The organism is Brevundimonas sp. G8 (assembly GCF_902506205.1).
Classification (GTDB): domain Bacteria; phylum Pseudomonadota; class Alphaproteobacteria; order Caulobacterales; family Caulobacteraceae; genus Brevundimonas.
This window is the reverse complement of the sequence record NZ_LR732816.1, coordinates 2,598,730-2,625,419: the sequence shown is the minus strand read 5'-3', so window position 1 is coordinate 2,625,419 and position 26,690 is coordinate 2,598,730. Positions and strand designations below refer to the sequence as shown.

Below are 26,690 nucleotides of genomic sequence, written 5' to 3'. Positions count from 1 at the left end.
GTTATTTTTCGACCACTTAGAAAGCAGAACAGCTGGTTAGGTTGCGTCACGTAATTAAGCGATCTACCATATTGGTTTATATCGGTTATTTTCTCACCCCTTACTCCCACTCAATCGTCCCGGGCGGCTTGGACGTCACGTCATAAACCACCCGGTTCACGCCCCGGACCTCATTAATGATGCGCGTCGCGGTCTTGCCCAGCACATCCCAGGGGAACTGGTAGAAGTCGGCGGTCATGCCGTCGGTGGATGAGACGGCGCGCAGGGCAAGGACTTTTTCGTAGGTGCGGGCGTCGCCCATGACGCCGACGGTCTTGACCGGCAGCAGGACGGCGAAGGCTTGCCAGATCTGGTCGTACAGGCCGGCTTTGCGGATCTCGTCCAGATAGATGGCGTCGGCCTGTTGCAGGGTCTCGACGGCCTCGGGCGTGATCTCGCCGGGGATGCGGATGGCCAGGCCCGGTCCGGGAAACGGGTGACGGCCCACGAAGGCGTCCGTCAGGCCCAGCTCGCGGCCCAGGGCGCGGACCTCGTCCTTGAACAGTTCGCGCAGGGGCTCGACCAGTTTCAGCTTCATATAGTCGGGCAGGCCGCCGACATTGTGGTGGCTCTTGATCACGTGGGCCTTGCCGCTGGACGAGGAGACGCTCTCGATCACGTCGGGATAGAGGGTGCCCTGGGCCAGGAATTCGGCGCCCTCGATCTTGCTGGCCTCCCGGTCGAAGATTTCGATGAAGACGCGGCCGATGATCTTGCGCTTGGTCTCGGGGTCCGACTGGCCCGCCAGTTCGCCGAGGAATTCCTTCGACGCATCAACATGCACCAGCGGGATGTTGTAGTGCTCTCGGAACAGGGTGGTGACCTGGGTCGCCTCGTCCTTGCGCAGCAGGCCGGTGTCGACGAAGACGCAGGTCAGCTGGTCGCCGATCGCCTCGTGGATCAGCACGGCCGCCACCGAGCTGTCGACGCCGCCGGACAGGCCACAGATCACCTTGGCGTCGCCGACCTGTTCGCGGATCTGGGCGATCTTCTCGTCGCGATAGGCGGCCATGGTCCAGTCGCCCTTCAAGCCCGCGATGCCGTGGGTGAAGTTCTTCAGCATCTGGTGGCCGCGCGGGGTGTGCATCACCTCCGGATGAAACTGCACGCCGTAGAAGCGGCGGGCCTCGTCGGCGATCACGGCATAGGGCGAGCCGGCCGAAGAGGCGACGACATCGAACCCCTCGGGGATGGCGACGATCTTGTCGCCGTGGCTCATCCAGACGGTCTCTTCCCCACCGACCGGGGCCAGGTCTGCCAGCAGGGGCGAGGTCTTCTCGACGGTGATCTCGGCGCGGCCGAACTCGCGGGTGTGGCCGCCCTCGACCTTGCCGCCCAGTTGTTCGCACATGGTCATCTCGCCGTAGCAGATGCCCAGCACCGGCACGCCGGCCTCGAACACGGCCTGGGGCGCGCGGGGGCTGCCCTCTTCATGCACGCTCTCGGGACCGCCCGACAGGATGATGGCCGCCGGGTTCATCGCCGCCAGGGCGCTTTCCGCCTTCTGGAACGGATGGATCTCGCAATAGACGCTGGCCTCGCGCAGGCGGCGCGCGATCAGCTGCGTCACCTGGCTGCCGAAATCGACGATGAGAACCTTCTGGTGCGGCGTGGTCATGACGTGATCGAATCCGGGGAGAGATGGGCGGGGTCTTGGCCTTGTGAGGCCGGGATTTCAAGAGCGGCGAGGCCGTCGGCCTCCAGCACCGCGACCAGACGGTCCAGGGCGGCGGCCAGGTTCTCGTCCACGTGGTGCAGGGTGGAGGTCCAGTCCTCCAGCGCCTTCAGCTCGGCGCGGCCGTCAGATACGCCACGTAGGGCGACCAGGGGCACGCCGAAGGTCTGCGCCGACCGGACCAGGGCCCAGGTCTCCATGTCCACCATCTCGGCGTCGATGGCGTCATAGGCGGCGCCGGACACGACGTTTGCGCCCGTAGACAGGGTGGATGTCGGCACGCCGGGGATCGGGCACGGCAGCGGCAGGACCGCAGGCTGGTCCAGCAACGGCGTCACGCCCTTAGGAAAGCCCAGGGCGCTGGCGTCCATGTCGCGATAGGCGACCGACGACGCCTGATAGACGCAGGCGTGCTCCAGCACCCGCGACCCGCACGAGCCCAACGACACGATCAGGTCCGGCAGGTCGCCGGCCGCCTCCAGCCGCGCCAGGGCGGCGGTCAGGGCGATGGCGGCCTCGACCGGGCCGACGCCGGTCATCAGCGGCTGGATGCGGGCTTGAAGATGCAGGCCATATTCGGCGGGCGCAGCCATGACATAGAGGACCAACACCTCGCCATGCCGCACCAGCCCAGCCCCCATCAGGCGGCGCGCTCGTACACGGCGGCGAAGAAGCCGTCGGTGTCGGCCGAGGCCGGCGAAAGGCGAAGACGCGCGCCGGACGCTAGTTCGGCGAACCTGGCGCGGGCGGCGTCGGTCAGTTGCGGCGCCGACAGGACATCGGCGACCGAGACCGGGCGGAAGTCGGGATTGGCGGCCTCGAAGGCGTCGGCGCTGGCCTCGTTCTCGCGCGCCAGCATCGAGCAGGTGACATAGACCAGACGGCCGCCCGGCTTCACCAGCTTGCCGGCCTGGCCCAGGATGCGGACCTGAAGCGCGTGCACCTTGTCGACCTCTTCGGCCGTCAGACGCCAGGCGTCCTCGGGGCGACGACGCCAGGTGCCCGAACCCGAACAGGGCGCGTCGACGAAGACCAGGTCGGCCTGGCCGTTGACGGCTTCCAACCCACCGCCGTTCTGACCGATCAGGACCAGGTCCGCCTCGACGCCCGCGCGTTTCAGGCGCGGGCGGATATTCTCCAGCCGCTTGTTGACCACGTCGGCGGCGATCAGCTTGCCCCCATTCTGGCTTCCTGGCCCGCTCATGGACTGCGCCAGACCCAGGGTCTTGCCGCCGCCGCCGGCGCAATAGTCCACCACAGTCGTGCCGGGTTGAGCTCCGGCCAGCCAGCAAACGACCTGGCTGCCCTCGTCCTGAATCTCGAACTTGCCGGCCTTGAAGCCGTCCAGCGCCTGGATGTTGGGCGGCGGCTCCGACGGGACGCGCAGGCCCAGCGTGGACCAGGGCGTGCGCGAAACCTCAAGACCGGCGGCCTTCAGCTCTGCCTCGACCTCGTCCAAGGTGGCCTTGGCGTCATTGACGCGCAGATCGATGGGCGCGCGCGGCGCCATCAGGGCGTGGGCTTCGTCGGTCCAACGCTCGCCGAAGGTCGCCTTGAAATCCTCGACCACGAACTCGGGCAGGCCAGCCGCGACCCAGCCGGGCAGTTCGCCTTGCCCGCCCGTGATACGGCTGCGCTCCTGTTTCGACAGCGGGCGCGGGCCATAGCCGTCGCCGGCGTGCAGGGCCTCGATCTCTTCCACCGACAGGCCGTCGAGCGCGTGCAGCGAGCCGATCACCAGGGCCCGGCCGTCCTCGCGCCCGCCCATGATCCACGACAGGCGGCCGCGCGCGCGGAGCACCTTGTACACCCGGTCGGCGATGGCGCGCCGGTCCTTGGACCCGGCGTAGCGGTTGGCGGTCCCCCAGGCCTTCATCACGGCCTCGGCCGGTTGGCGGCCCTGGGCGATGGAGTCCAGGACGGAGGCGGCGGCGGCGAGGCGGGCGGCTGGGGTCAATTCAGGCTTTCAGGAAAAACAGGGACGCCAGGACCATGACCAGTCCCGCAAGCGAGACCACCCAGACCAGCGACCGGACATAGGGAACGCCAAAGGCGTAGAGCGGCACATAGACGACGCGCGCCCAGAAATAGAGCGCCGTCCCCCACACGGTCAGCGGACCGGCCGCGCCGATCACATGGGCGATCAGCACGGCGCCGATGAACAGCGGCAGGGTCTCATACAGGTTGGCCTCGGCGCGTTCCAGGCGGCCGGTCAGCGGCTTCGTCGAGGCCGGCGTCTCGTCGCGCGCACCCGCATTCCACTTCGAGCCGAACTCGACCGTTCGCGCCCCGGCCGGCAGGAAGACCTGCACCAGCGCCAGGATCAACGTCAGGGCCAGATAGGTCAGTTCGGTCGTCATGCCTTATCCCTGTCTGTAGTTCGGCGCCTCGCGCGTGATCATCACGTCGTGGACGTGGCTCTCCCGCAGGCCCGCGCCGGTGATGCGCACGAAGCGCGCACGCTCCTGGAAGTCGGAGATGGTGCCGGCGCCCACATAGCCCATCGAGGCGCGAAGCCCCCCGACCATCTGGTGCAGGACCGGGCTGATCGGCCCCTTGTACGGCGTCTGGCCCTCGATGCCCTCGGGCACCAGCTTCTCGGACGAGACTTCCTTCTGGAAGTAGCGATCCGCCGAGCCGCGCGCCATCGCGCCGACCGAACCCATGCCGCGATACGACTTGTAGCTGCGGCCCTGATACAGGAAGACCTCGCCGGGGCTTTCGTCGGTGCCGGCGAACATCGAACCCATCATGGCTACGTTCGCGCCGGCCGCGATGGCCTTGGCCAGGTCGCCCGAATATTTGATGCCGCCGTCCGCGATGACCGAGGCGCCCGTGCCGCGCGCGGCCCGCGCCGAGTCCATCACGGCGGTCAGTTGCGGCACGCCCACGCCCGCGACGATGCGGGTGGTGCAGATGGAGCCGGGGCCGATGCCGACCTTCACCGCATCGGCGCCCGCATCGATCAGGGCCCGCGTCGCATCATAGGTGGCGACGTTGCCGGCGATGATCTGCAGCCGGTTGTTCTCGCGCTTGATACGCTCGACCACCTGGGCGACCGAGGCCGAGTGACCGTGGGCGGTGTCGATCACCACCACGTCGCAACCTGCCTCAGCCAAGGCCATGGCACGCTCATAGCCGGCGTCGCCGACCGTCGAGGCCGCTCCGACCAGCAGACGACCCTGGTCGTCCTTGGCGGCGTTCGGGAAGGCCTGGGCCTTCTCGATGTCCTTCATGGTGATCAGGCCGACGGCCCGATAATCCTCGTCCACCACGACGACGCGCTCGATCTTGCGGGTCTTCAGCAGGTCGCGCGCTTCGTCGCGACCGGCGCTCTCGCGCACCGTGATCAGGTCGCCCGTGGTCATCAGCGAGGCCGCCGTGACGTTCAGGTCGCTCTCGAACCGCATGTCGCGATGGGTCAGCATGCCGACCAGCTTGCCGGTCGCCGGATCGACGACGGGGAAGCCGGTGATCTTCTTGGCGGCGACGATCTGGCGAACCTCGCCCAGCGTCGTCTGCGGGCCGACGGTGACCGGGTTCACCACCATCCCGCTCTCATAGCGTTTGACGGCGCGGACCTCGTCGGCCTGCTCCTCGATCGTCATGTTGCGGTGCAGAACGCCCAGTCCACCGGACTGGGCCATGGCGATGGCCAGGCGGCTTTCTGTCACCGTGTCCATGGCGGACGACAGCAGCGGGATGTTCAGTCTGATGTCGCGTGTCAGCTGGGTCGAGACATCGACCATCGCCGGCATGAACTCGGACGGGCCGGGTTCCAGCAAAACATCGTCGAAGGTCAGTCCTTCGCGTATCTCCATAGGGAGTCTCCGTTTTGCGGGCCGCGTATAACGGTCAGGAGGGGTCAACGGCAAGGGTCTTGCAGCTTATGGACCCAATAGATTTTATTGCTTTGCAACCCGCCGGGCCGACCACCATTCTTTTCACATGGTCGGCGTCATCCTCAGCACCGCGCGCAAACTGGCTCTGAAGATCGCCAGCTATGGCGTCATGCACCTGATCGTGGCGATCCTGGTGGCCTTCGCCATCACGCGCGATTGGCGCATCGCCCTGGCCATCGGCATGGTCGAGCCGATCTTCCAGACCATCGCCTACACCGTCCACGACCGCGTGTGGCACAAGGTCGAGCGCCGCCGCATGGCCTCCAACATCGAAGAGGCGACGGAAGCCTTTACCGCCCGCCTCGACATCATGTCGCTCGAGGAACAGCAGCGTTCGCACGACGCCCACGGCCATCGCGGCCACAGCCACGCCCTGCCCCGCTCGTTCAAACAGGTCGCGCTGAAGACGGTGACCTATGGCGTCATGCACTTCACCGTCGCCGTCACGGTCGCCTATGTCCTGACCAACGACATCCGCACGGCCCTCGCTATCGGCATGATCGAGCCTTTGGTTCAGACGGTCTTCTTCACCCTGCACGACCGTATCTGGACAAGAATCGAGGATCGCAAGGCCCGCGCCGCCGTCGCGACGGCCTAAGCCTTCCAGTCGATCTCGGCGCCATGCGGCTGGCAGATCGCCAGCCTTTGCGTCTCGCCGCCCGGCCAGATCGTCAGGTCCAGCGCGGGTCGCCGGTCCACGCTGCCCGAAGCCGCCTCAAAACTCAGCCAGGCCAGGGGAGCGGCCTCGGTCGCTTTCGCCCCCACAGCCTCGATATGCGCCCGGATCCGCGCCTGGCTGTCGGCCGGAAAATACTGATAGGCGATGGTGTGCATGACGACGCGACAGAGGCCCGGCTCGGGCGTCGGCGACAGTTTCGCCTCCAGCCAGTCCGCCGCATCCGCCTTGTCGATCACGGCCGGATCGCCCGCCGCCAGATCCAGAGCCGCCTCCAGCCGCGCCAGACGCGCCCGCTGATCGGCCCAGACATAGGCGCTTAACCGCTCCCGCGTCGCCGGATTGCGCACGTCCAGCGGGTTGCGATCGACGCCGGCACGACGCGCCACCGTTACGCCCGCCGACGGCGGCGATGCGCCCGTCCAGAGCGGCTCTAGCCGAACGGGCGATCCAGCCACGCCCGCCTCGGTCTCGCCCAGCCGATAGGCGTAGCGATCCAGCACGGTGTTCAGCCCAGCGCTGGCGCCCAGCTCATGCAAGGCGAACGGCAGGCCGAACCGATCCCCCAGCACCAGCAGTCCCGCCATCACGGCCGCCGACCGCCCGACCTCGTTGGTCTGAGGCGGCCCGTCCAGCCAAGGCGAAAAAAACTCGGTATCTTCGACCAGAACCCGCGCCACGACCGACCATAAGGCTTCGTCGTCATCCGGCGCCGCCCCTGGTGGATAAAGGGCCGACAGCGCCTCATCTCGACCCGACCGCACCAAGGCGTGCAGCCCGCCCATCAGCCGCAGCGGCAGGGCGTCGCCCTGGTGCGACGGCACGCCGTCCCAATCCAACACCCGCCGCCCGATCTCGCCCTCGCCCGTCAGCCGCTCCCCGACCAGCCGACAAACCCGCCCGGTGAAGGGCGCGCCCGCCGCGGTGCAGATCACAGCCTGATCCAGAAACGCCTGCCGGACCGCCGCCTCGCTCATCGTTTGTTCAGCGCCACCAGGAAGACCTCGGCGCTGTTCTTTCGGCTCGATTCCGGCTTGACGTATTTCACTGTCTCGAACTCCTCGCGCAGTCGCGCCAGAACCCCGCCGGCGTCGCCGCCCTGGAAGTTCTTGGACACGAAATTCCCGCCCGGCCTCAATGTCCGAATGGCGAAGTCGGCGGCGATCTCGATCAGGGCGATGATCTTCAGGTGGTCGGTCTGACGGTGGCCGACCGTGTTGTGCGCCATGTCCGACAGCACCAGGTCCGGCGCCCCGCCGATGGCGTCGATCAGTTGTTGGTCCACGCCCGGATGGGTGAAGTCGGCCTGCAACAGGGTCGAACCGGGAATCGGCTCGATCATCAGCAGGTCCACGCCCGCCACCGCGCCCGCCCCGCGGTTGACCGCCACCTGGATCCAGCCGCCCGGCGCCGCACCCAGGTCGATGACCTTACTGCCGCGCTTGATCAGGTGAAACTTGTCGTCGATCTCGATCAGCTTGAAGGCCGCGCGCGAGCGCCAGCCCTCGGCCCGCGCCTTCTCCGACCATTTGTCAGCTAGCTGGCGCTTGATCCACTGCTGGCTCGACATAGACTTGGTGTCGGCCGTCTTCATCTTGGTGCCCATGCCGCGCCCGGCGGCGGTGCCGCCCGTGGGCGGTTTGACCATGCGGCGGCGTTCTTGGGGCTTTTCGTCTTCACTCATCGTTCCCACATAGCCCCGACCGGCGTTGCGGGCTATGTCCCGCCTCAAATCAACCCCCAAGAGGACGACCGAAATGGCCGACACCCTGACCTTCACCCTGGACACCGGCGACGGCGAAGCCCGCGACGTGGTCATCAAACTGCGCTCGGACCTGGCCCCCGGCCACGTCGAACGCATCACCGAACTGGCTTCGGAAGGCTTCTATGACGGCGTGGTCTTCCACCGCGTGATCCCGGGCTTCATGGCCCAGGGCGGCGATCCCACCGGCACCGGCACCTCGGGCTCCAAGAAGCCCAACCTGAAGGCCGAGTTCTCGGCCGAGCCGCACGTGCGCGGCGTCTGCTCGATGGCCCGCACCTCGGATCCCAACAGCGCCAACTCGCAGTTCTTCATCTGCCTGGACGACGCCACCTTCCTGGACCGCCAGTACACCGTCTGGGGCGAAGTCGAATCGGGCATGGACCACGTCGACGCCCTGCCCAAGGGCGAGCCGCCGCGCGCGCCCGGCAAGATCGTCAAGGCCGTCGTTGCCTAAAACACAATCTTGACGTTTCTCGACGATGGCTTTCAGTTGCAAGACTGAGCCATCGTCGGGGGACGACATCCTTGCGTATCCTTCTGGTCATCGAGCCGTCCGGCGGCGGCTCGGGGCGTCATGTGGTCGATCTGGCCAGCGCTTTGACCGAGAGCGGCCATCAGGTTTCCCTGATCTATTCCGCGCGACGCGCAGACGCCTGGTTTCAGACCGAGGTCGCCGCCCTCCCCTTGCACGCCCTCGAACGCTTGCCGATGCGACGCGGCGTCGGTCCGTGGGACATCGCCCGTCTTCACGCGCTCAACCGCCTGATCGCGCGTCTCGGCCCGTTCGAGATCGTGCACGGCCATAGCGCCAAGGCCGGCGCTCTCGTACGACTGGCTCACGCCCCCGGCGCCGCCCGCATTTATACCCCTCACGCCTTGTCCATGATGGGTCCGCCCCGCCTGTCGAAGACCGTCGCCGGCATCGCGGAGTTCCTGCTGGGCCGGACAAACGGGGACCCCATCATCGCGGTGTCGGAAGAGGAAGCCGCCGTCGCACGCCGCTGGGGCCTGCCCCCACATCGCCTCCATGTCGTCCCCAACGGCGTGGCCGCCCTGCCGTCCACAGATCGTCAGGCGGCCCGACGGGCGCTGGACCTCCCCGACGACGCCCTCGCGGTCGGTTTCGTCGGCCGCCTTTGCGCGCAGAAGGACCCCGTCCGCTTCGCCCAGGCCGTGCGTCTGGCTCACGCCGCCGACCCGCGCGTCATCGGCGTCCTGATCGGCGACGGCGACCTGGCTCCGGCGGTCCAGGCTGCGGGCGGCAAGGCCGTCCGGCTGATGGGCGGACGCGACGCCCGATGTCTGATGGCCGGTTTCGACCTGTTCGCGATGACCAGCCGCTACGAAGCCGGCGCCTACGCCATGATCGAGGCCGCCGCCCTGGGCCTGCCGATCATGACCACCGATGTCGGCGGCGTCGCTCACCTGATCCAGGCCGGCGCCCGCATCGACCGCCTGCCCCAGGACGCCGCGCCGGACGATCTGGCCCAGGCGATGCTCACGGCGCTCCAAAGCCGAGTCGCTCCCCTCCCCGTCGCAAGGACCGCCCTGTGCGCGTCGCGCATGGCCGAACAAACGGTCCAGATCTATCGCGACGCCTTCGCCCTGAAGCGCCTGGGTGGCTGAGCCCCTCTTCATCAACGGCCGCTTCCTGACCCAGCCCATGAGCGGAGTGCAACGCTATGCCCGCGAGATCGTCCGCGCCCTGGACCACCGGCCCGGCGCCGCCGGCCGCTACGTCCTGCTGACGCCCGTCGGCGCCGACGATCTCAAGCTCACGAACATCCCGGTCCAGAGCGTGCCGGGCGGACGCGGCCATCTGTGGGAACAGACCGCCCTGGTCTGGGCCGCGCGCCACGGCCGCCTCTTGTCGCTGGGCGGTTCAGGCCCCGTTCTGCATCCCCGCCAGGTCGTCGTCATTCACGACGCCGCCGTCTTCCGCCATCCCGACCGTTTCCGCCGGGGTTACGCCGCCTTCCACCGCATCCTCGGCCGACTGCTGGCGCGGCAGGCTCGACTAGCGACCGTGTCCGAGTTTTCCCGCCGAGAACTGGCGACCGTCCTGAACCTGTCGCCCTCCGACATCGCCGTGGCCCCGAACAGCGCCGACCATCTTCGCGGCATCACGCCAGACCCCGCCGTCATCGACAAGCTAGACCTGACGGGCCGCCCCTATTTCGTGGCCCTCGGCAATCTGACCCCGAACAAGAACCTCGCCGTCGCGATCCGCGCCCTCGCCCGCCTAGCCGATCCCTCCATCCGACTGGTCCTGATCGGCGCGCGCCCGTACACGATCTTCGATCACCCCCCCATCCAGACCGACCCGCGGCTGATCTTCGCCGGGCGGCGTTCCGACGCCGAGATCGCAGCCCTGCTCGACGGCGCACACGGCCTCATATTCCCCAGCCTCTACGAAGGTTTCGGCATCCCCCCGCTTGAAGCCTTCGTCCACGGCTGCCCGGTCGTCGCCTCGAACATCCCCGCGACGAGAGAGGTCTGCGCCGACGCCGCCCTCTATTTCTATCCCCACGACGACGCGACCCTGGCCGACCACATGGCTCGCCTTTTGACCGAAACAGACCCCGCCCGCCGCGACGCCGGTCTGCGCCGCGCCGCGCTCTATTCCTGGTCCCGCTCGGCCGAAGTCCTGGACGATCTTCTGACCAGCACCTGCCGATAGATCGCCCTGTGGGCGTCTATGATGGAGGCCTCGGTCCACATCGGCGCCCCGCCCCCTGCGAACCGCCAACGCTCCGGCGCCGCCAGCACCTCGCCCATGGCCCGCGCCAGCGCGCCCTCGTCGCCCGGCTCCACCTGGGTCGCCGTTCCCGCCCCGCTAGCCGCCTCAGGCAGACCGCCGATGCTTGACGCGATCACGCCCCGCCCCTGCTGCACCGCCTCGACCACGACCCGCCCGAACGGCTCGGCCCACACGGACGGCGCGACCAACACATCGACCGTGGGCCAGAAGTCCGCCGCCTCCACCTGCCCCAGCCAGACGATGCGCGGATCGGCATAGCCCCGCCTCAGCCGCTGCACATAGGCGGGCTCGCCCCGCCCCGCGATCCTCAGCCGCCAGTCCCCCTCCAGCCGCGTCGTCGCGCGCAACAGGACTTCGATCCCCTTCTCCGGCTCGACCCGCCCCATGAAGCCGAAGGTCACGACCGGATCGTCCGCCAGCGACGGCCGAGCAGAAACCACCGCCTCCGCCGCGGCATTGCCGATCACCGACGCCGCAGCGTCCCGAAAATATCCGGCGGCCATATGAGCCTTCAGGACAGGCTGGCTCAGCCCGATCACATGATCCACCGCCTGCACGCGTTTCGCCGCCGTCAGGACCACGCAAGACCCGCAACGCCGCTCGCAGCGCCGTTCGCGCCGGAACATCGACGCCCGCGCACACATCATCGACCAGTCCCTCAGCGTCTGCACCAGCGGCAGGTCCCGCCGCTCCGCCGCCCGATAGACCGACAGCGAAAACCCCGTCGTCAGATGCAGATGGATCAGGTCGGGCCGAACACGCTCCACCACCCGATCGACCGCCCCATCCATCCACGGATTGGCGGCCTCCAGCCCATGCCACACGGCTCGCCGCACGGCCGACCGACGCTGGCCGTCATAGGGCCAATAGAAATTGTTCAGCGGCAGGCGATGCACCGCAACGCCCTCGTCCACCGCCTCGACAGTCTCCCGCCCCGACTGAAGCGTCAGCACCGACGCCTCCGTCCCCGCCCGCGCCAACCCTTGCGCCAACTGCGCCACGCTGCGTTCCGCGCCTCCGACCTGAGCCGGCGGATACAGGGTGTTTACGATCAGCACCCTCACGGCGCCACCGGCCTTCGCCACGCCAGCGCCGCGACCAGGCACGACAGAAAGACGAACCCCGCGCCCTGCGTCAGGTCCTCACTGAATAAAGTCATAAGCAGATAGACCGACAGCGGCGTCAAAACGTCCAACCGCGCCACCGACCACAGATGCAGCCCCAGCATGACCAGGGCCGCGATCATCCCCACAGTCCGCGCCATGAACAGATAGCCATTATGGCTGACCGACAGCGCTCGAAACGCCCCCATCTCGTCCGCCGACACCCAGCCCGCGCCCATCGGCCGTTCCAGCACCAGATCGACTGTTCGCCGCCACGTCGCCATCCGCCCCGTCAGGTTCTCCTCCAGCGCCGCCCGGTCGAACCGCCCCGCAAACCGCGCCTCGTCGATCCCGGCCTGCGCACCCAGAACTGCGACGCCTACGACGCACACCGCCAGCACTACCCTCAGCGGCCTGATACGCTCACGCCACCGCAATCCCACGACGATGCGAGCCAGAACCGCAAGAACGCCTGCCGCAATCCCGCCCCGCGACAGGGTGCTGACGAACCCCATTATCGCCAGGGCGCCTCCGCCCCACGTCGTCGTTCCTGCCATCCAACGCCGCCCCGCCAGGATCACCCCGGCCGGAACCGCCAGTCCGATCATCGCCATGGCCGCATTCGGATGCTCGGCCAGGGTCGTGATCCGAACTTGAGCGCCAACCGTGGTGACGACCGCCCGCGGCGACGCAAGGCCAATTCCCTTCAGCGTCTCCAGTCCGACCAGGAAGGTCAGACCATAGGTCGCCAGATGCCCCGCCGCCCCGATCAGGATCGCCGCAAACAACAACCGCCGCCGCGCCGCATCCCTCAGGATCAGGCTCGCCACAGCTGGCGCGACTGCAGCCGACGCGATCCAGCGAAACCAGAAGGTCGCGTCCGACGCATTCAACCGCTCGCCGACCCGCGACGCCTGCAACAACAGCGTAACCGTCAGAAAGAAGACTGCGACCGCCCCCGCCGCCTTCAGCACAGCCGTCATCCGCCGCCATTCCACGCCGATCAGCGGCAGGGCGAGCAGCAGCGCCAGATCGCCCAAACGCGGCCCGCTGACATGACCTGGTGTCAGAAAGATCGGCAGCGTCACCCCCAGCCCCAGCAGGACCAGCACCGCCCGCTGATAGGCCGCACTCACCTGGGACCATCGCAGGCCCGTGCGCCGCCCCGGCCCTAGGACGGCGTGCAATGCTCGACCTTCGGATCGAACCGCGCCCCGTCCACGACCCCCGCCATCAGCACACCGGCCTTGCGCCACCGCCCCTGCAACGCCAGCCGACCGGCGATCCGCAAACGCGACGCGACATAGCGCAGAGCCGACGCCGGCCCCTCATGCCGTCGCTTGGCCAGGATGATGTTGCGGGTCAGATAGCGATGCAGCCGCTCGCGCCCCGGATCGGCCTCGGTCTCAATGGTCAGATGCCCCGGCGCGGCGCGCACATGCACGACCCGGCTGGCGGCGACCAGATAACCCGGCCCGTCCCGCGTCAGCCGCAGCGTATATTCCGTATCGTCGCCCCAGATGAACATGGGCGCCAGCGGCAGGCCGTGCCGCCCCACCGCCGCCCGGCCGACCATCACCGACACGAAGGTCGCCTGCCGCACCGGGATCAATCCCTGCTCCAGCCGCTCGCCCCATGCCGGATAGCCAAGGGCATTCCGTCGGTGGTCGATCTCCGGCGCATTGGTCAGATGCCCATCCGGCGAGCGCACGCTGGAACACAGGAAGGCCGGCGTCACGCCCTCGCCTTCCAGCATCGTCTCGGCGCGCAACAGCGCCTCCAGCGCATCGGGTGCGGCCATCACATCGTCGTCCATCAGCCAGACCCTGTCAGCCCCAGCCTCGACCGCCGCGCGGATCCCGGCGTTGAACCCGCCCGCCCCGCCGGTGTTGACCGGCATCCGCACCACCAGCGCCTTGCCCGCCCAGGCGTCGGCCAGCATCTCGGCCGTGCCGTCGTCGCTGGCGTTGTCGACCACCACCACCCCGTCGCACTGACGCGTCTGCGCGATCAGATGCGCCAGACAGCGCTCCAGCAGCGCGCGCCGGTTCCACGTCACCACGACGGCCCAGACCGAGCGTTTCACGCCGCCATCCTGGCCACGGCCGGCGCCAGTGATTTCTCGACCAGGCTCAGCGCCCGACCCACCGCCTGGTCCATGTTGTAATACTGGAAATCCGCCAGCCGCCCGGCGAACCAGACCTCGCCCGCCAGCGTCGCCGCCATCGCCCGATACTGCGCCGCCAAACTGCGAGAGGCCTCGGACAGGACCGGATAGTAAGGCTGGTTCACCCCGACCTCATGCGCGACCGGATATTCGGTCACGGTCGCCGTCGTCGCGCCCCGCTCGCCGGTCAGATGGCGAAAGTCGGTGATGCGCGTGAAATCGAACTCATTGGGATAGTTGACGGTCCCGACCGGAAGGCCGTCCTCCACATTGACGACCTGATGCTCGAACCGCACGCTGCGATAGGGCAAGTCCCCCGCCGACCGTCCGAAATAGTCGTCCAGCGCCCCGCAATAAACCATGCGTTCCCACGTCTGCGCCTCGACCTGATCCATGCCGGTGTTCAGCGACACATGGATGTTCGGGTGGTCCAGCAGCCGCTCGAACAAGGCCCCATAACCCTCGCGCGGCATGGCCTGGTATCGGTCGGTGAAATAGCGGTCGTCGCGGCTGATCGCGATCGGCACGCGCGCCAGGACCGACGCGTCCAAGGCATCGGCGGCCACCCCCCACTGTTTGGCGGTGTAGTTCGCGAACAGCTTGCCGAACACATAGTCCGCCAGGACCTTCAGGTCCGCATCGTCCGCCGCCTGCCTCAGGTCATGGATGCTGGGCCGCGCGCCGAAACCGAACCTCTGGACCAAGGTGTCCGACAGCCGTTCCGCCATCCGTTCGGGAAACAGCAGCCGCATCGAATCCAGGTTGAACGGCACGGGAACCAGCCGCCCGTCCACATGCCCCCTGACCCGATGGAAATAGGGCCGCCAGGCCGTGAACTGGCTCAGATAGTCGAAGATCCGCCCGCTGTTGGTATGAAACACATGCGGCCCATACGGGTGGATCAGCCGCCCGCCCTCGTCGCGCCGGTCGTGCGCATTGCCGCCGACATGATCGCGCCGGTCGATCACCAGCACGGTCTTATCCAGCCCGCGCGCCAGCCGCTCAGCGACCACCGCGCCGGTAAAGCCCGCCCCGACGATCAGCCAGTCATACCGCCTGGACATCACGCCTCCCGCCGCCCTGGAACAGCGACGCCCAATGCGCCTTCAGACAGACCAGACAGGCGACCACCACCGCCGCCTCTCCCATGATCCGCGCCCACGCCATGCCAGCGGCGCCATAGGTCGGCGTCAGCATAACCGCCGGTCCCAGCGTCGCGACGCACCCCACCCCCACGATCAGGGCGAACCGTCGATCCATGCGAAGCGGCGTCATCAGCTGAAGCCCCAGCACCTGGCTGATCGCCACCAGAGGCAGAACCCAGGCCAGCAACCTCAGCACCTCGACCGCCGGCGCAAACCCCTCCCCGAACAGCAGCCGCACCAGAACCGGCGCTCCCAGCGTCAGACCCGCCGCCAAGACAACGAACCCCGCTGCCGACAGCCCCAACACCCAGCGCGCCGTGCGAAACGCCGCTCCCGCATCCTCGACCAGCAGCCCCGCGATCCGCGGCGCGATCAGTCCGGCCAGCGGCCGCATCAACGATCCCGACGCCGACACTAGCCGGTCCGCCACGCCATACAGCGCCGCCTGCACAGGCCCGGCCAGGGCCGCGACCATCAGAACCCCCGCTCCCGTATAGGCCACGACTGCCGCCCGGCTGGCGAACAGAGGCGCCCCCTCGACCAGCGCCCGCCGCACGAACCCGCGCTCCGGCGCCGTCATCTCATGGCGCAGGAACAACAGCACTGCGCTTGCGGCTACCCCGCCCAGGACGCCCGCCGCCTGAACCGCCATCACCCCGCCGACCGTCAGGCTGGGCCATGCCAGCACTGCGACCGTCGCCGCCAACGCAAATCCGACCTCCAGCATCGCCGCCTTCGCCGGGTCACGGATCCCCTGAAAGAACCACAATAGGCTGGCGCCCTGCCCCACACCCAGCAGGATCGCCATCGCCACGACAAAGCCCGCGCCGTCGAGAACGGGATTGATCATCGCCAGACCGACGCCGAGCACGACGGCCGGCGCCGCCAGCACCCCGCGCATCGCCAGCGCCTGACCAACGATTGCGCCCCGCCCCTCGACCGTCCCGGCGATGTCGCGCGGCCCCGACAGCGACAGCCCGTAATCGACGACCACCGCCACGATCAGCGCCAGCGCGATCCCCGCCGCATAGACCCCGAACCCGTCCAACCCCAGGCGGCGCGTCAGGACCGGATAGAGCACCAAGGGCGAAACATACCGGGCCACATGGGCGCCATACAGCCAGCCGGCGTCGGCCACGCCACGCGCAGACAGCAATCGGTGACCGCCTTCTCCCAACTGCCGCCCCCGCGCTCAACTCAGGGGTGACGTTTAGACACGCATAACCATGTTCGCAAGCACGACATCAGGTCGCCTGGGTCAGCCGAAACGGCCCTCGGCCCAGCGCGCGGCGAAATAGCCGCCCGTCGCGGACACCATCGTCAAGGTCGTGCCCCAGATCAGGTCGATGATCGTCAGCTTGGTCTGCCAAACCGCCAGCGTCGCCTGATTGGTCAGGTCGTAGGTGGCGTAGGCGACGAAGCCCAGGACCGCCCCGTTGATCGCCGCCCGCGTCCAGTTCCCTTCCTTCAGGGCCGGGGCGATGGCCAGGAAGACCGTCCCCGCGATGGAAATTAGATAGAAGGCCACCGCCGCCTTCATGTCCGGCTTGTCCAGCATGATCGGCCCCAGCACCGGCTTATACAGCCGGTCGGTCATGGTCGTCAGCCAGACGAAATCGATGGCGGCGAACGTCAGGCCCGCCCCGAGGTATGCCGCGACATATTTGATCATGCTCGTGTCCTCATTCGGGTTTCAGGCGGCCGGTTTCAGGCGATAGTGGCTGACCGCCCAGGTGCGGCCCTCGTCGTTGCCGAACAGACCGGCGGTCGCCAGGTAGAAGCGCCGCCAGCGCCGGGTCCAGAGTTTGGCGTCGTCGCCATAGGTCTCGCGCATCAACACCGCGACCCGCTCGGCGTTCCGGTCCATGTTCGCCAGCCAGTCATTGGCCGTCCTGGCGTAATGGCCGCCGTTCCAGGTCCATTCCTGCTCGACTGCGAACAGGTCGGGGAACTGACGGATCAGGCCGTGGCTGGGCATCACCCCGCCGGTGAAGAAATGCTGGGCGATGAAGTCGCCGCTGTCGGTGTGATCGAACCGGTAGGGCGCGTCGCGGTGCGTGAAGACGTGGATGAACATCCGCCCATCGTCCTTCAGCCAGCCCCGCGCCTTGGTCAGCAGGGCGCGCCAGTTGGCCATATGCTCGAACATCTCCACCGAGACGATGCGGTCGAAGCGTTGCTCGGTCTCGAAGGCGTTCATGTCGCGCGTGATGACCGTCAGGTTGGTCAGGCCCCGCTGCGCCGCCTGGGCCTCGATATGGCCGCGCTGGCCATGGCTGTTCGACACCGCCGTGATCTTCGAATTGGGATATTTCTCGGCCATCCACAGCGACAGCGAGCCCCAGCCGCAACCCATCTCCAGGATCGTCTGCCCGTCGCTCAGCTCGGCATGGGCGCAGGTCTCGGCCAGCGCCGCCTCCTCCGCCTGATCCAGCGTCTCGCGCCCCGTCGGATAAAGGCAGCACGAGTATTTCAGCCGCTTGCCCAGACACAGCTGAAAGAACTCGGGCGGCAGTTCGTAATGCTGCTCATTGGCCGCATCGGTGTGTTCGGCGATGGCCCGCTGGGCCATCTCGTGCGCGAACGCCGCTTCGTCGTGCGGCCCGTCGCGATCCAGCCGTTTGCGCGCCTCGCTCACCAGGCTGTCGATCGCCGGGCGGGTCACGAAATCGGGGAAGGGCGCGTCCTGAAGCTGGCGAATGGCGACATTGGTCAGGTTCATCAGGGCGTCCTTGGCGATCAGGCGGAGCTTGCAGGTGTCATGGAATACGCCGTCCCGCCCCATGCGGATGCATCCGCCCTTGAACACGGCGCCGACGATGCCGACATCAGGTCCGAGCCTGCATGATTTCAGACGAAGTGCACACTTTGCACACTGTTTTTTCGACCCCGAGCCGGAAGGTAATTCGGACGAAGTGCACACTTTGCACCCTGTTTTTCACGGGGTGCGTCTGAAAATCGCGACGTCCGAGGGACGCCGCGACTTGCCCCCCGCCTGCCCCCGCGTTAGGCGTGGTCAAAGCGCCGATATTCATCAGGCAATGAAAAAAGGGAGAGCATGGGAAAGATCTACGCTGACGTCACGTCCGCGCTGGAGGGGCTGACCTTCGACGGCATGACGGTCATGTCCGGGGGCTTCGGCCTGTGCGGCATCCCCGAGAACCTGATCGCCGCCCTGCGCGACAGCGGCGTCAAGGGCCTGACGGTCATCTCCAACAACGCCGGCGTCGACGGCTTCGGCCTGGGCCAACTGCTCGGCACCCGCCAGATCGCCAAGATGATCTCGTCCTACGTCGGCGAGAACAAGGAGTTCGAGCGCCAGTATCTGGCCGGCGAGCTGCAGCTTGAGTTCAACCCGCAGGGCACTTTAGCCGAGCGTATCCGCGCCGGCGGCGCCGGCATCCCCGCCTTCTTCACCGCCACCGGCGTCGGCACCTTGGTCGCCGAGGGCAAGGAAGTCCGCAACTTCGACGGCCGCGACTACGTCATGGAAACCGGCCTGACCGCCGACCTGTCCATCGTCAAGGCGTGGAAGGCCGACGAGCGCGGCAACCTGGTCTTCCGCAAGACCGCCCGCAACTTCAACCCGATGATGGCCACAGCCGGCAAGGTCACGGTCGTCGAGGTCGAGGAGATCGTCCCCGTCGGCTCGCTCGATCCCGACCACATCCACACGCCGGGCATCTACGTCGACCGCCTGGTCCAGACCGTGTCCGAGAAGCGCATCGAACAGCGCACTGTCCGTCAACGCGCCGCCGGCGCCGCCGCTGGCTCGGAGGTCTGATCATGCCCCGCACCCGCGAACAACTCGCCGAACGCGCCGCCCAGGAACTGCAGGACGGCTTCTACGTGAACCTGGGAATCGGCATTCCAACCCTGGTCGCCAACTACATCCCCGCCGGCATGACCGTGACCCTCCAGTCCGAGAACGGCATGCTGGGCATGGGCCCCTTCCCCTATGAGGGCGACGAGGATCCCGACCTGATCAACGCCGGCAAGCAGACGATCACCGAGATACCGGAGTCGTCCTACTTCAGCAGCGCCGACAGCTTCGCCATGATCCGCGGCGGGCACATCAACCTGTCGATCCTGGGCGCCATGGAAGTGGCCCAGAACGGCGACATCGCTAACTGGATGATCCCCGGCAAGCTGGTGAAGGGCATGGGCGGCGCCATGGACCTGGTCGCAGGCGTCAAGCGCGTGGTCGTGGTCATGGAACACGCCAACAAGCACGGCCAGTCCAAGGTCTTGAAGGAATGTAGTCTGCCCCTGACCGGCACGGGCGTGGTCAGCCGCATCATCACCGACCTGGCGACCTTCGACGTCAAGCCGGACGGCGCGGGGCTTGAGCTGGTCGAACTGGCCGACGGCGTCACCTTGGACGAGGTCGCCGCCAAGACCGAGGCCGCCTACACCGTAGCGGCAGGGCTGGCCTAAGTTCGGGCCTTTGCGGCCTTCAACAGGTTCAATGCGGCGGCAGCCTGGATCAAGGCCCGGAACGCCGCCGCATCGACCGTCTCTCCCTCTCGGATGTCGATGGCGCGGCGGACATTGCCCTCCAGGCTGGCGTTGAACAGGCCTGCCGGGTCGTCCAGCGCCGCGCCATTGGGGAAGGTCAGCTTCACCACCGCCTTGTAGGTCTCGCCGGTGCAGAGGATGCCGTGGCGTTCCCACACCGGCACGCCGCGCCATTTCCAGGTCTCGACCACTTCCGGCTCGGCCTCGTGGATCAGCGCGCGCATCCGCGCCAGCGTATCGCCGCGCCAGTCGCCCAACCCCGCGATCCGCTCGTCGATCAGCACCTCTGGGTTCGTCATGTCGCTATCCCGGTCCAAGGGACCGACAGGATGATCCCGTCAAGCGCCGACCTCAACCCTGTACGTCGAGCCGGCGATAGGCGGCGCCGACGAAGGCCAGGGTCAGCGGCGCCTGAAAGGCCGTCAGCACGACGGCGAAAACGACCCAGCCCGCCGTACCCGACAGCAGCCCCGCGCCCCACAGCAACACCAGCCCGATCTTGGGCGCCGACGTCACCATCAGGCCGACCAGCAAGGGCCAAAAGGCGCCGCGCGCGATGCTCATGCTTTGCAGCGACACCATTTGGCCACGCCCGATGGTCGCCGGCGCGAACAGGGACAGCCGCACGCTAAAGGCGACGACGGCGAACAGGGCGAAGACCGTGACCGCCGCCAACAGTACCAGCTTCCAGACCGGGCCGACCGCGCTCCACTGGCGCAGTTCGATGGCCTGGGCGTCCAGCTCGGCCATGCCGAACAGGGCCAGCAGCACTAGGGCGACGACCGACAGGATCATGGCTAGGAAGACCGCACACAACAGGCCAGCGCACAGCAGGCGCAGCTCTGGCCGGCCGAACTGAAGCCCCGCTGGCCCCAGGCCCAGCCGCCGCGCCTGCGGCAAGTCCTCCGTGATGGCGATCCGGCCGAGCGCCCCCACAAGCACCAACGTCGCGACCAGGCCGACCGCCGCCCAGATGAGGCTCGCCGCGCCCGCCGCCAGCGGTTGGATGCTCCAGACCACGGCGGCGGCCAGGATCGCGCCCCAAGCGCCGCGCCATAGCCGAGGCAGGATCGCGAAGGCCGCCCACAGCGTCTCGCCCAGTCGCAGAACCCGATGCCCGTTCAAATCTCGCCCCTGATTACCGGCGGCGGATATAGCAGGGGACCATGACACCGCGCCACCCGCCCGCTAGAAGGCCGCGATGAGCGCTTCCTCCTCCCCCGACTTCGGCCCCTCCCCCATCCACGTCATCGGCGGCGGCCTGGCTGGCTCCGAGGCCGCCTGGCAGATCGCCAACGCCGGCGTGCCCGTCATCCTGCACGAGATGCGTGGCGTGCCCGGAGTCAAGACCGACGCCCACCACACCGATGGCTTGGCCGAGCTGGTCTGCTCCAACTCCTTCCGGTCGGACGACTGGGAGCACAATGCCGTGGGCCTGCTGCATGCCGAGATGCGCGCGCTGGATTCAATCATCATGGCCTGCGGCGACATCAATCAGGTGCCGGCCGGCGGGGCCCTGGCCGTGGACCGCGACGCCTTCTCCCAGGCCGTGACCGCAAAGCTGTCGGCCCATCCCCTGATCACCATCGTGCGGGAAGAGATCGCCGGCCTGCCGCCGGAGGACTGGGACAATGTCATCGTCGCCACCGGCCCCCTGACCTCGCCCGCATTGGCCGAGGCCATCCTGAAGGCGACGGGCGAGGAAAGCCTCAGCTTCTTCGACGCCATCGCCCCCATCGTCCACGCCGACTCGATCGACTTCGACATCGCCTGGCGTCAGTCGCGCTATGACAAGGAAGGCCCCGGCGGCGACGCCGCCGCCTACGTCAACTGCCCGATGGACAAGGCGCAATACAGCGCCTTCATCGACGCCCTGATCGACGGCCCAAAAGCCGAGTTCAAGGAATGGGAGAACGTCCCCTATTTCGACGGCTGCCTGCCCATCGAGGTTATGGCCGAGCGGGGTCGCGAGACCCTGCGCCACGGCCCGATGAAACCCGTCGGCTTGACCAATCCGCGCGACCCGCTGGTCAAGGCCTACGCCATCGTGCAACTGCGCCAGGACAATGCGCTGGGCACCCTGTTCAACATGGTCGGCTTCCAGACCAAGCTGAAGCACGGGGCGCAGGCCGAGACCTTCCGCATGATCCCCGGCCTGCAGAACGCCCAGTTCGCGCGTCTGGGCGGCCTGCACCGCAACACCTATCTGAACAGCCCGCACCTGCTGGACCGCCAGTTGCGCCTCAAGGCCATGCCGCGCCTGCGTTTCGCAGGCCAGGTGACGGGTGTGGAAGGCTATGTCGAAAGCGCCGCCATGGGCCTGTTGACCGGTCGTCTCGCCGCCGCCCAGGCGCTGGGGCGCAACCTGTCGCCGCCGCCGCCCGAGACCGCCATGGGCGCCCTGGTCGAGCACATCACCGGCGGGCACCTGGCAGGTTCGAAGTTCCAGCCGATGAACATCAACTACGGCCTGCTGCCCCCGTTGGAGGCGCCCAAGGTCGACGAGGCCGGCGTCAAAATCCCGCTCAAGGAACGGGGCCGGGCCAAGAAACGGCTGATGAGCATCCGGGCGATGGAAAGCCTTAAAGCTTGGCGAGACGCGGGCTGATCTCCCAGGCCGGGGCTTAGCGCAGCTTGGGCAGGCCCGGCCGGAACCCCAGCGTCATCACGCCCAGCAGGATCACGCCGACGCCCATCAGCACCCAGGCCTGGGTCAGGTCGGCCATGTGGTCGCGCAACAGGCCGGCGCCCAGCGGCGACAGGCTGGCGATGATGTATCCGCCCCCCTGGACGAAGGCGAGCAGGTCACCGGACCGCGCGGGATCGTCGATCTGATCCATCGCCAGGATCAGGCTGAGCGGGAATACGGCTCCGATCCCCAGGCCGAGGACCAGCACCACCGGCGCCGCCAGGCTGACCGGCGCGACCACCAGTCCGGCCAGACCAAGCAGGGCCAACACCAGCGCCGTCAGGATCGGTCCGCGCCGATCCGGGAACCGCCCGATGGTCATCGACACCAGCAACCCCGCCATGACCTCGGCGCCGGTCATTCCGCTGAGCAGATAGCCGGCCGTCGCCCTCGGCTGACCCAGGTCGATATAGAAGGGCGGCAGCCAGGCCAGCACCAGCGTATAGGCCGACGTGCCCAGCCCCATGATCAGGATCAGACGCCAGGCCCGGCCCTGACGCCAGAAGGGAATCTCCGGGTCCGTCGCCTCGACCACGGCGGCGCGGTTCGGCTCTTCGGCCGCCGGATCGCGTGACGCCGCCAGCCAGATGATCGCGGCCGCAAAGGCAGGCACGCTCCACAGCGCCAGAGTTCCTGCCCAACCGACCGCATCAGCCAGGCCCGCAGCCGTCGCCGCCGCAATGGCCGCACCGCCCATGATGCCGGTGGTGTAGAGCGCCATGACCGTGCCGAACTGAGCCGGAAAGGCCCGCTTGATGACGACCGGAGCCAAGGCCTGGATCAGCGCCACGCCGACGCCGACAACCGCCGCGCTGGCGATCAGACCCGCCGCATCGCTCAGCACCGCCCGCACCAGACAGGCCCCGCCGATCAGCACCGCGCCCAGCAAGACCCCGCGCCGCTCGCCCAGCCGCCGACGCAACGGCCGGATCGACAGGGCGCCCAGACCGATCATCAGCACAGGCAAGGTGGTCAGCAGGCTGGCAGCGGTCGAGCCCATGCCCGTCGCGCCTTCGATCAGGTCCAGCAGCGGCCCGACCGCCGCCATCGCCGGACGCAGGTTCAGCGCCAGGGCGACGATGGCCGCCAGTAACAGCAATGCCGCGCCACGCGTCGGCGCGGCGTCAGATCGTGCGGTCATGGTGAGGACTCCCACTGAAAATCGCGCTAGTCTCTCGACCTCAAGTATCTCGATGTCAAGATAACCATGCCCGACAGAGCCTCTCGCGCCGCAGCCCAATGGGCCGTCCAACGCCCCGACCTGGACATGTTGCCGATGGAGGTTCTGGGCCGCCTGAACGAGGCGTCGCAGCTGGTGATCCGCGAGCGCCAGACGCCGTTGTTCGCGCGCTATGGCTTGCAGCATGGCGAGTTCGATGTGCTGGCGACGCTGCGTCGTGCAAGCGAGCGAGACGGGCTGACCCCGACGGCGCTGTTCGAGGCGGCGATGATGTCGTCAGGCGGCATGACCGCCCGCATCGACCGCCTGGAAAAGGCGGGTCTGGTCGAGCGCCGCCCGCATCCGAGCGACCGCCGGGCGACGCTGGTCCGCCTGACCGACAAGGGGTTCGACCTGATCGATTCGATCATGCCCAGCCATCAGGACACGGCGCGAGAGGCGCTGTCCGGCCTGTCGTCTGAGGAACAGAAGACGCTGAACACCTTGCTGGCGCGCCTGATCGGAGGCCTGACTGACTAGGTCAGATCCGGCCGCGCAGCACGGCCCACAGCAGACGCAACCGCTTCAGCGGCTCGGGCCGCTCACGATCGGTCAGGGCAGCGTAGGCGACGGCGGGAAAGCCAATGGGCGGCAGGCGCTTCAGCGCCGCATTGGCTGCGGATCGCAGGTCCGCCGCCTCTTGCGTCCTGCCGGTCTGCGCCAGTGCCCAGACGCGGCCCGCGTCGGCGACGGCCGCATCATGGCCCTCGCCGGCCAGGATCCGCACCGCGACCTGCATCGGGCCGACATAGAATGCTTCCAGGTCGTGCGGTTCTTCGCGCACACGGCCGATATGGGCCTCGATCAGGGCGTCGAAAGGCGCGCGGTTCAGGTTATGGCGTGCGACGAGGTCGGTCAGGGCCTCCAGCACGGGATGGCCCTTGCGCGGCACGCCCGCGAAGACGCCGTCCATCTGTTCCGCCCACCAGGTGTAGCGCATCTCGGCCAGCAGCGGCTGGGTCACGCGCGTGGGGATGGTCATCAACTCGGCCTCGAAGGCGTAGAGCGTGATCAGGTCGGCGCGAGCACGCGCATCCGCGACCAGGCGGCTGGACAGCCAGCGGTCGAGGTCGGCGGTGCGAACCTGTTGGTCGAGCGTATCCGCAGCCTCGGTCAAGCTGCGCGCGACACCGCGAAATCGGCCAGGTCTTCCAGCGCGATGCGCCAGTCGCTGAGCGGCAGGACCGACAGGGCCGCCTTGGCCTGATCGGCATAGTCGCCGGCCAGATCCAGGGTCGCGCCGATGGCGCCCGAGCCGATGATCAGTTCGCGGGCGCGGGTGAAGTCCTCGGGCGTACGCTCGCCCTTGGTCACGGTGCGCTCCCAGAAGGCTTCTTCACGACCCTTGGTGCGGGCGACGGCGAGCAGCAGCGGCAGGGTCGCCTTGCCCTCGTTGAAGTCGTCGCCGGCGTTCTTGCCCAAGGCCTCGGTCGTCGCACCATAGTCCAGGGCGTCGTCAGCCAGTTGGAAGGCGATCCCCAGGGCCATGCCGTAATCGCGCAGGGCCTTGATCGCGACCGGATCGGCGCCGGCGCCCACCGCGCCGGCCTCGGCGGCAGCGGCGAACAGTTCGGCGGTCTTGGCCGACACGATCTGAAGATAGGTGGCTTGGTCCAGGTTCAGGTCGTGCGCGCGGGTCAGTTGCAGCACCTCCCCCTCGGAGATCACGCGCGACGCCTCGGCCAGAATGCCCAGGGCGCGCATCGAATCGGTCTCGACCATCAGTTCGAAGGCGCGGGCGAACAGGAAGTCGCCGACCAGGACGCTGGTGGGGGCGCCCCAGATCAGGTGGGCCGCGACCTTGCCACGACGCAGCTCGGACGCATCCACGATGTCGTCATGCAACAGGGTGGCGGTGTGAATGAACTCGACCGCAGCGGCCAGCTTCAGCGGCGCGGCGATGTCGCCCGTCGCGCCGGTGGCGCGGGCGGCGGCGACGGTCATCAGCGGGCGCAGACGCTTACCGCCAGCGGACACCAGATGCTCGGCCAGCTTGGGGATGATCGGGACGTCCGACTGCATCCGGTCCAGGATCAGGGCGTCGACGGCCGCCATATCGACCTCGGCCAGCCGGACAAGGGCGTTGACATCCCCCTTCGGGCGGGGAGAGGCGGCGATGGCGACGTCCAAACGGATACTCTTTCACTGGCGCGGCGGACCGCGTCGAAGGATTTTGCAGACGGGCCGTCTTGCCCCCGCGAGTTGCGGCGCACAATGATGTTCGACCCCTTGAGGGTCAAGGAGATTGAGGCTTGGACGCAGTCAAAACCCTGCCGCACGACATCGTCGAGAACGGTGTGCTGAACGGCCGGGTGCGCCTGCGTCAACCCGCGCGCGGCTATCGCGCCGGCATGGACGCGGCCCTGCTGGCGGCGGCGGTTCCGGCCGAGGCGGGCCAGCGCGTGATCGAGGCCGGATGCGGCGCCGGCGCCGTCCTGATGCAGATCGCGGCGCGCCGGCCGGGCATCATGCTGATGGGGCTGGAGCGCGATCCGGCCATGGCGGCGCTGGCGGTCGAGAACGCGGCGCTGAACGGCGTCGCCGCGACCACCGCGATTCGACAGGGCGACGTGGCGGCGGGGTTCAGGGTGCTGGGCGTCGAACCGGCGGACTGGGCCGTGTCAAATCCGCCCTTCTTCGACGACGCAGGGGCTCTACGCGCGCCGGCCGAGGGCAAGCGCGGGGCCTGGATGGCCGACGACGGGCTGAAGGCCTGGACCGACTTCCTGCTGAAGGCGGTGAAGGAAGGCGGGCGGATCGTGGTCGTTCACCGGACCGATCGGCTGGCGGACCTGCTGGCGCTGCTGGGAGAGAAGGCCGGATCTTTCGCCATACGACCCATCCATCCCTTCGCCGACGAGCCGGCCAAACGGGTGCTGGTCCACGCCATCAAGACCGGGCGGGCGCCGCTGCGACTGCTGCCGCCGCTGGTGCTGCACGACCGTGATGGCGCCAAACATACGGATCAGGCCGAGGCCATCCTGCGCGGCGAGGCGACGCTGGACTGGTGATCCGGCGCGGCGCTCGGGTG

Annotated in this window: 28 protein-coding genes; 9 read left to right on the top strand and 19 right to left on the bottom strand. The window is 68.0% G+C overall.

The annotated features are described in order from the left end of the window. Window positions 1-100: 100 nt before the first annotated feature. Genes guaA through guaB form a run of 5 tightly spaced genes read right to left on the bottom strand, consistent with a single transcriptional unit; the run spans window position 101 to window position 5,535 of the window. Window positions 101-1,657: a glutamine-hydrolyzing GMP synthase gene (guaA, locus tag CHRYSEO8AT_RS12670; protein ID WP_159850554.1), complete on the bottom strand. Its 1,557-nt coding sequence runs from the start codon at window positions 1,655-1,657 to the stop codon at window positions 101-103. Beyond that, the gene (locus CHRYSEO8AT_RS12665; RefSeq protein WP_159850552.1) at window positions 1,654-2,355 is read right to left on the bottom strand and encodes a 5'-methylthioadenosine/S-adenosylhomocysteine nucleosidase; all 702 of its coding nucleotides are present in this window, start codon (window positions 2,353-2,355) and stop codon (window positions 1,654-1,656) included. The genes guaA and CHRYSEO8AT_RS12665 overlap by 4 nt, the downstream gene beginning before the upstream one ends. Next, window positions 2,355-3,671, bottom strand: coding sequence for an RsmB/NOP family class I SAM-dependent RNA methyltransferase (locus CHRYSEO8AT_RS12660; RefSeq protein WP_159850550.1), 1,317 nt, complete (start codon window positions 3,669-3,671; stop codon window positions 2,355-2,357). Before CHRYSEO8AT_RS12660 ends, CHRYSEO8AT_RS12665 begins: the two co-directional genes overlap by 1 nt. A 1-nt stretch (window position 3,672) precedes the next feature. Then, entirely contained in the window at window positions 3,673-4,074 is a 402-nt protein-coding gene (locus CHRYSEO8AT_RS12655; RefSeq protein ID WP_159850548.1) for an MAPEG family protein, read from the bottom strand. A 3-nt stretch (window positions 4,075-4,077) separates the two neighbouring features. Beyond that, complete coding sequence (guaB, locus tag CHRYSEO8AT_RS12650) at window positions 4,078-5,535, bottom strand: IMP dehydrogenase (protein ID WP_159850546.1); 1,458 nt, start codon at window positions 5,533-5,535, stop codon at window positions 4,078-4,080. A gap of 127 nt (window positions 5,536-5,662) precedes the next feature. On the opposite strand from guaB, the gene CHRYSEO8AT_RS12645 reads away from it, so the two are divergent. Continuing rightward, the gene (locus CHRYSEO8AT_RS12645) at window positions 5,663-6,214 is read left to right on the top strand and encodes a DUF2061 domain-containing protein (protein WP_159850544.1); all 552 of its coding nucleotides are present in this window, start codon (window positions 5,663-5,665) and stop codon (window positions 6,212-6,214) included. On the opposite strand, the gene CHRYSEO8AT_RS12640 is transcribed toward CHRYSEO8AT_RS12645, so the two are convergent. Then, a complete protein-coding gene (locus tag CHRYSEO8AT_RS12640) occupies window positions 6,211-7,269 on the bottom strand; it encodes a DUF2332 domain-containing protein (protein ID WP_159850542.1) in 1,059 nt (352 codons plus the stop codon). The genes CHRYSEO8AT_RS12645 and CHRYSEO8AT_RS12640 overlap by 4 nt on opposite strands. Then, window positions 7,266-7,976 carry an RlmE family RNA methyltransferase gene (locus CHRYSEO8AT_RS12635; RefSeq protein ID WP_159850540.1) on the bottom strand — a complete coding sequence of 237 codons (711 nt, stop codon included), beginning with the start codon at window positions 7,974-7,976 and terminating at the stop codon, window positions 7,266-7,268. Before CHRYSEO8AT_RS12635 ends, CHRYSEO8AT_RS12640 begins: the two co-directional genes overlap by 4 nt. Before the next feature lie 73 nt (window positions 7,977-8,049). Here CHRYSEO8AT_RS12635 and CHRYSEO8AT_RS12630 point away from each other — a divergent pair, with 73 nt between their 5' ends. From CHRYSEO8AT_RS12630 to CHRYSEO8AT_RS12620, 3 genes are all read left to right on the top strand, one after another. Further along, window positions 8,050-8,511, top strand: coding sequence for a peptidylprolyl isomerase (locus CHRYSEO8AT_RS12630; protein WP_159850538.1), 462 nt, complete (start codon window positions 8,050-8,052; stop codon window positions 8,509-8,511). Window positions 8,512-8,582: 71 nt separating this feature from the next. Beyond that, complete coding sequence (locus CHRYSEO8AT_RS12625) at window positions 8,583-9,683, top strand: glycosyltransferase family 4 protein (protein WP_159850536.1); 1,101 nt, start codon at window positions 8,583-8,585, stop codon at window positions 9,681-9,683. Continuing rightward, window positions 9,676-10,737 carry a glycosyltransferase family 1 protein gene (locus tag CHRYSEO8AT_RS12620; protein WP_159850534.1) on the top strand — a complete coding sequence of 354 codons (1,062 nt, stop codon included), beginning with the start codon at window positions 9,676-9,678 and terminating at the stop codon, window positions 10,735-10,737. The genes CHRYSEO8AT_RS12625 and CHRYSEO8AT_RS12620 overlap by 8 nt, the downstream gene beginning before the upstream one ends. Here CHRYSEO8AT_RS12620 and CHRYSEO8AT_RS12615 read toward each other — a convergent pair. From CHRYSEO8AT_RS12615 to CHRYSEO8AT_RS12585, 7 genes are all read right to left on the bottom strand, one after another. Continuing rightward, complete coding sequence (locus CHRYSEO8AT_RS12615) at window positions 10,677-11,903, bottom strand: glycosyltransferase family 4 protein (protein WP_159850532.1); 1,227 nt, start codon at window positions 11,901-11,903, stop codon at window positions 10,677-10,679. The two genes, CHRYSEO8AT_RS12620 and CHRYSEO8AT_RS12615, sit on opposite strands and share 61 nt — an antisense overlap. Then, entirely contained in the window at window positions 11,879-13,108 is a 1,230-nt protein-coding gene (locus tag CHRYSEO8AT_RS12610; RefSeq protein WP_159850530.1) for an O-antigen ligase, read from the bottom strand. Before CHRYSEO8AT_RS12610 ends, CHRYSEO8AT_RS12615 begins: the two co-directional genes overlap by 25 nt. Then, window positions 13,093-14,007, bottom strand: coding sequence for a glycosyltransferase family 2 protein (locus tag CHRYSEO8AT_RS12605; RefSeq protein WP_159850528.1), 915 nt, complete (start codon window positions 14,005-14,007; stop codon window positions 13,093-13,095). The genes CHRYSEO8AT_RS12610 and CHRYSEO8AT_RS12605 overlap by 16 nt, the downstream gene beginning before the upstream one ends. Beyond that, window positions 14,004-15,152, bottom strand: coding sequence for a UDP-galactopyranose mutase (gene glf, locus CHRYSEO8AT_RS12600; RefSeq protein WP_159850526.1), 1,149 nt, complete (start codon window positions 15,150-15,152; stop codon window positions 14,004-14,006). The genes CHRYSEO8AT_RS12605 and glf overlap by 4 nt, the downstream gene beginning before the upstream one ends. Then, on the bottom strand, window positions 15,136-16,389 hold the full coding sequence (locus tag CHRYSEO8AT_RS12595) for an oligosaccharide flippase family protein (RefSeq protein WP_159850524.1): 1,254 nt from the start codon (window positions 16,387-16,389) through the stop codon (window positions 15,136-15,138). The genes glf and CHRYSEO8AT_RS12595 overlap by 17 nt, the downstream gene beginning before the upstream one ends. A 102-nt stretch (window positions 16,390-16,491) precedes the next feature. Next, entirely contained in the window at window positions 16,492-16,905 is a 414-nt protein-coding gene (locus CHRYSEO8AT_RS12590) for a DUF2177 family protein (protein ID WP_159850522.1), read from the bottom strand. Between the two features lie 21 nt (window positions 16,906-16,926). Next, window positions 16,927-17,955 (bottom strand): cyclopropane-fatty-acyl-phospholipid synthase family protein, encoded by a 1,029-nt coding sequence (locus CHRYSEO8AT_RS12585; protein WP_159851735.1) that lies wholly within the window; start codon window positions 17,953-17,955, stop codon window positions 16,927-16,929. A 336-nt stretch (window positions 17,956-18,291) separates the two neighbouring features. Here CHRYSEO8AT_RS12585 and CHRYSEO8AT_RS12580 point away from each other — a divergent pair, with 336 nt between their 5' ends. Next, entirely contained in the window at window positions 18,292-19,017 is a 726-nt protein-coding gene (locus tag CHRYSEO8AT_RS12580; protein WP_159850520.1) for a CoA transferase subunit A, read from the top strand. Window positions 19,018-19,019: 2 nt separating this feature from the next. Next, window positions 19,020-19,670: a 3-oxoacid CoA-transferase subunit B gene (locus tag CHRYSEO8AT_RS12575; RefSeq protein ID WP_159850518.1), complete on the top strand. Its 651-nt coding sequence runs from the start codon at window positions 19,020-19,022 to the stop codon at window positions 19,668-19,670. Here CHRYSEO8AT_RS12575 and CHRYSEO8AT_RS12570 read toward each other — a convergent pair. Both CHRYSEO8AT_RS12570 and CHRYSEO8AT_RS12565 read right to left on the bottom strand, forming a co-directional pair. Further along, on the bottom strand, window positions 19,667-20,050 hold the full coding sequence (locus CHRYSEO8AT_RS12570) for a DUF1801 domain-containing protein (protein WP_159850516.1): 384 nt from the start codon (window positions 20,048-20,050) through the stop codon (window positions 19,667-19,669). The genes CHRYSEO8AT_RS12575 and CHRYSEO8AT_RS12570 overlap by 4 nt on opposite strands. A gap of 52 nt (window positions 20,051-20,102) precedes the next feature. After that, window positions 20,103-20,876, bottom strand: coding sequence for a hypothetical protein (locus CHRYSEO8AT_RS12565; protein WP_159850514.1), 774 nt, complete (start codon window positions 20,874-20,876; stop codon window positions 20,103-20,105). A 76-nt stretch (window positions 20,877-20,952) separates the two neighbouring features. Here CHRYSEO8AT_RS12565 and trmFO point away from each other — a divergent pair, with 76 nt between their 5' ends. Beyond that, window positions 20,953-22,359: a methylenetetrahydrofolate--tRNA-(uracil(54)-C(5))-methyltransferase (FADH(2)-oxidizing) TrmFO gene (gene trmFO, locus CHRYSEO8AT_RS12560; protein WP_159850512.1), complete on the top strand. Its 1,407-nt coding sequence runs from the start codon at window positions 20,953-20,955 to the stop codon at window positions 22,357-22,359. Between the two features lie 16 nt (window positions 22,360-22,375). On the opposite strand, the gene CHRYSEO8AT_RS12555 is transcribed toward trmFO, so the two are convergent. Then, on the bottom strand, window positions 22,376-23,581 hold the full coding sequence (locus CHRYSEO8AT_RS12555; protein ID WP_201304433.1) for an MFS transporter: 1,206 nt from the start codon (window positions 23,579-23,581) through the stop codon (window positions 22,376-22,378). A gap of 66 nt (window positions 23,582-23,647) precedes the next feature. Here CHRYSEO8AT_RS12555 and CHRYSEO8AT_RS12550 point away from each other — a divergent pair, with 66 nt between their 5' ends. Further along, on the top strand, window positions 23,648-24,139 hold the full coding sequence (locus tag CHRYSEO8AT_RS12550) for a MarR family winged helix-turn-helix transcriptional regulator (RefSeq protein ID WP_159850510.1): 492 nt from the start codon (window positions 23,648-23,650) through the stop codon (window positions 24,137-24,139). A gap of 1 nt (window position 24,140) precedes the next feature. Here the strand turns inward: CHRYSEO8AT_RS12550 and CHRYSEO8AT_RS12545 are convergent, their stop codons facing one another. Together CHRYSEO8AT_RS12545 and CHRYSEO8AT_RS12540 are read right to left on the bottom strand one after the other, a co-directional pair. Continuing rightward, complete coding sequence (locus tag CHRYSEO8AT_RS12545) at window positions 24,141-24,776, bottom strand: squalene/phytoene synthase family protein (RefSeq protein WP_159850508.1); 636 nt, start codon at window positions 24,774-24,776, stop codon at window positions 24,141-24,143. Continuing rightward, the gene (locus tag CHRYSEO8AT_RS12540) at window positions 24,773-25,789 is read right to left on the bottom strand and encodes a polyprenyl synthetase family protein (protein WP_159850506.1); all 1,017 of its coding nucleotides are present in this window, start codon (window positions 25,787-25,789) and stop codon (window positions 24,773-24,775) included. Before CHRYSEO8AT_RS12540 ends, CHRYSEO8AT_RS12545 begins: the two co-directional genes overlap by 4 nt. A 122-nt stretch (window positions 25,790-25,911) precedes the next feature. Here CHRYSEO8AT_RS12540 and CHRYSEO8AT_RS12535 point away from each other — a divergent pair, with 122 nt between their 5' ends. Continuing rightward, window positions 25,912-26,670: a tRNA1(Val) (adenine(37)-N6)-methyltransferase gene (locus CHRYSEO8AT_RS12535; protein WP_159850503.1), complete on the top strand. Its 759-nt coding sequence runs from the start codon at window positions 25,912-25,914 to the stop codon at window positions 26,668-26,670. The last annotated feature ends 20 nt before the right edge of the window (window positions 26,671-26,690 follow it).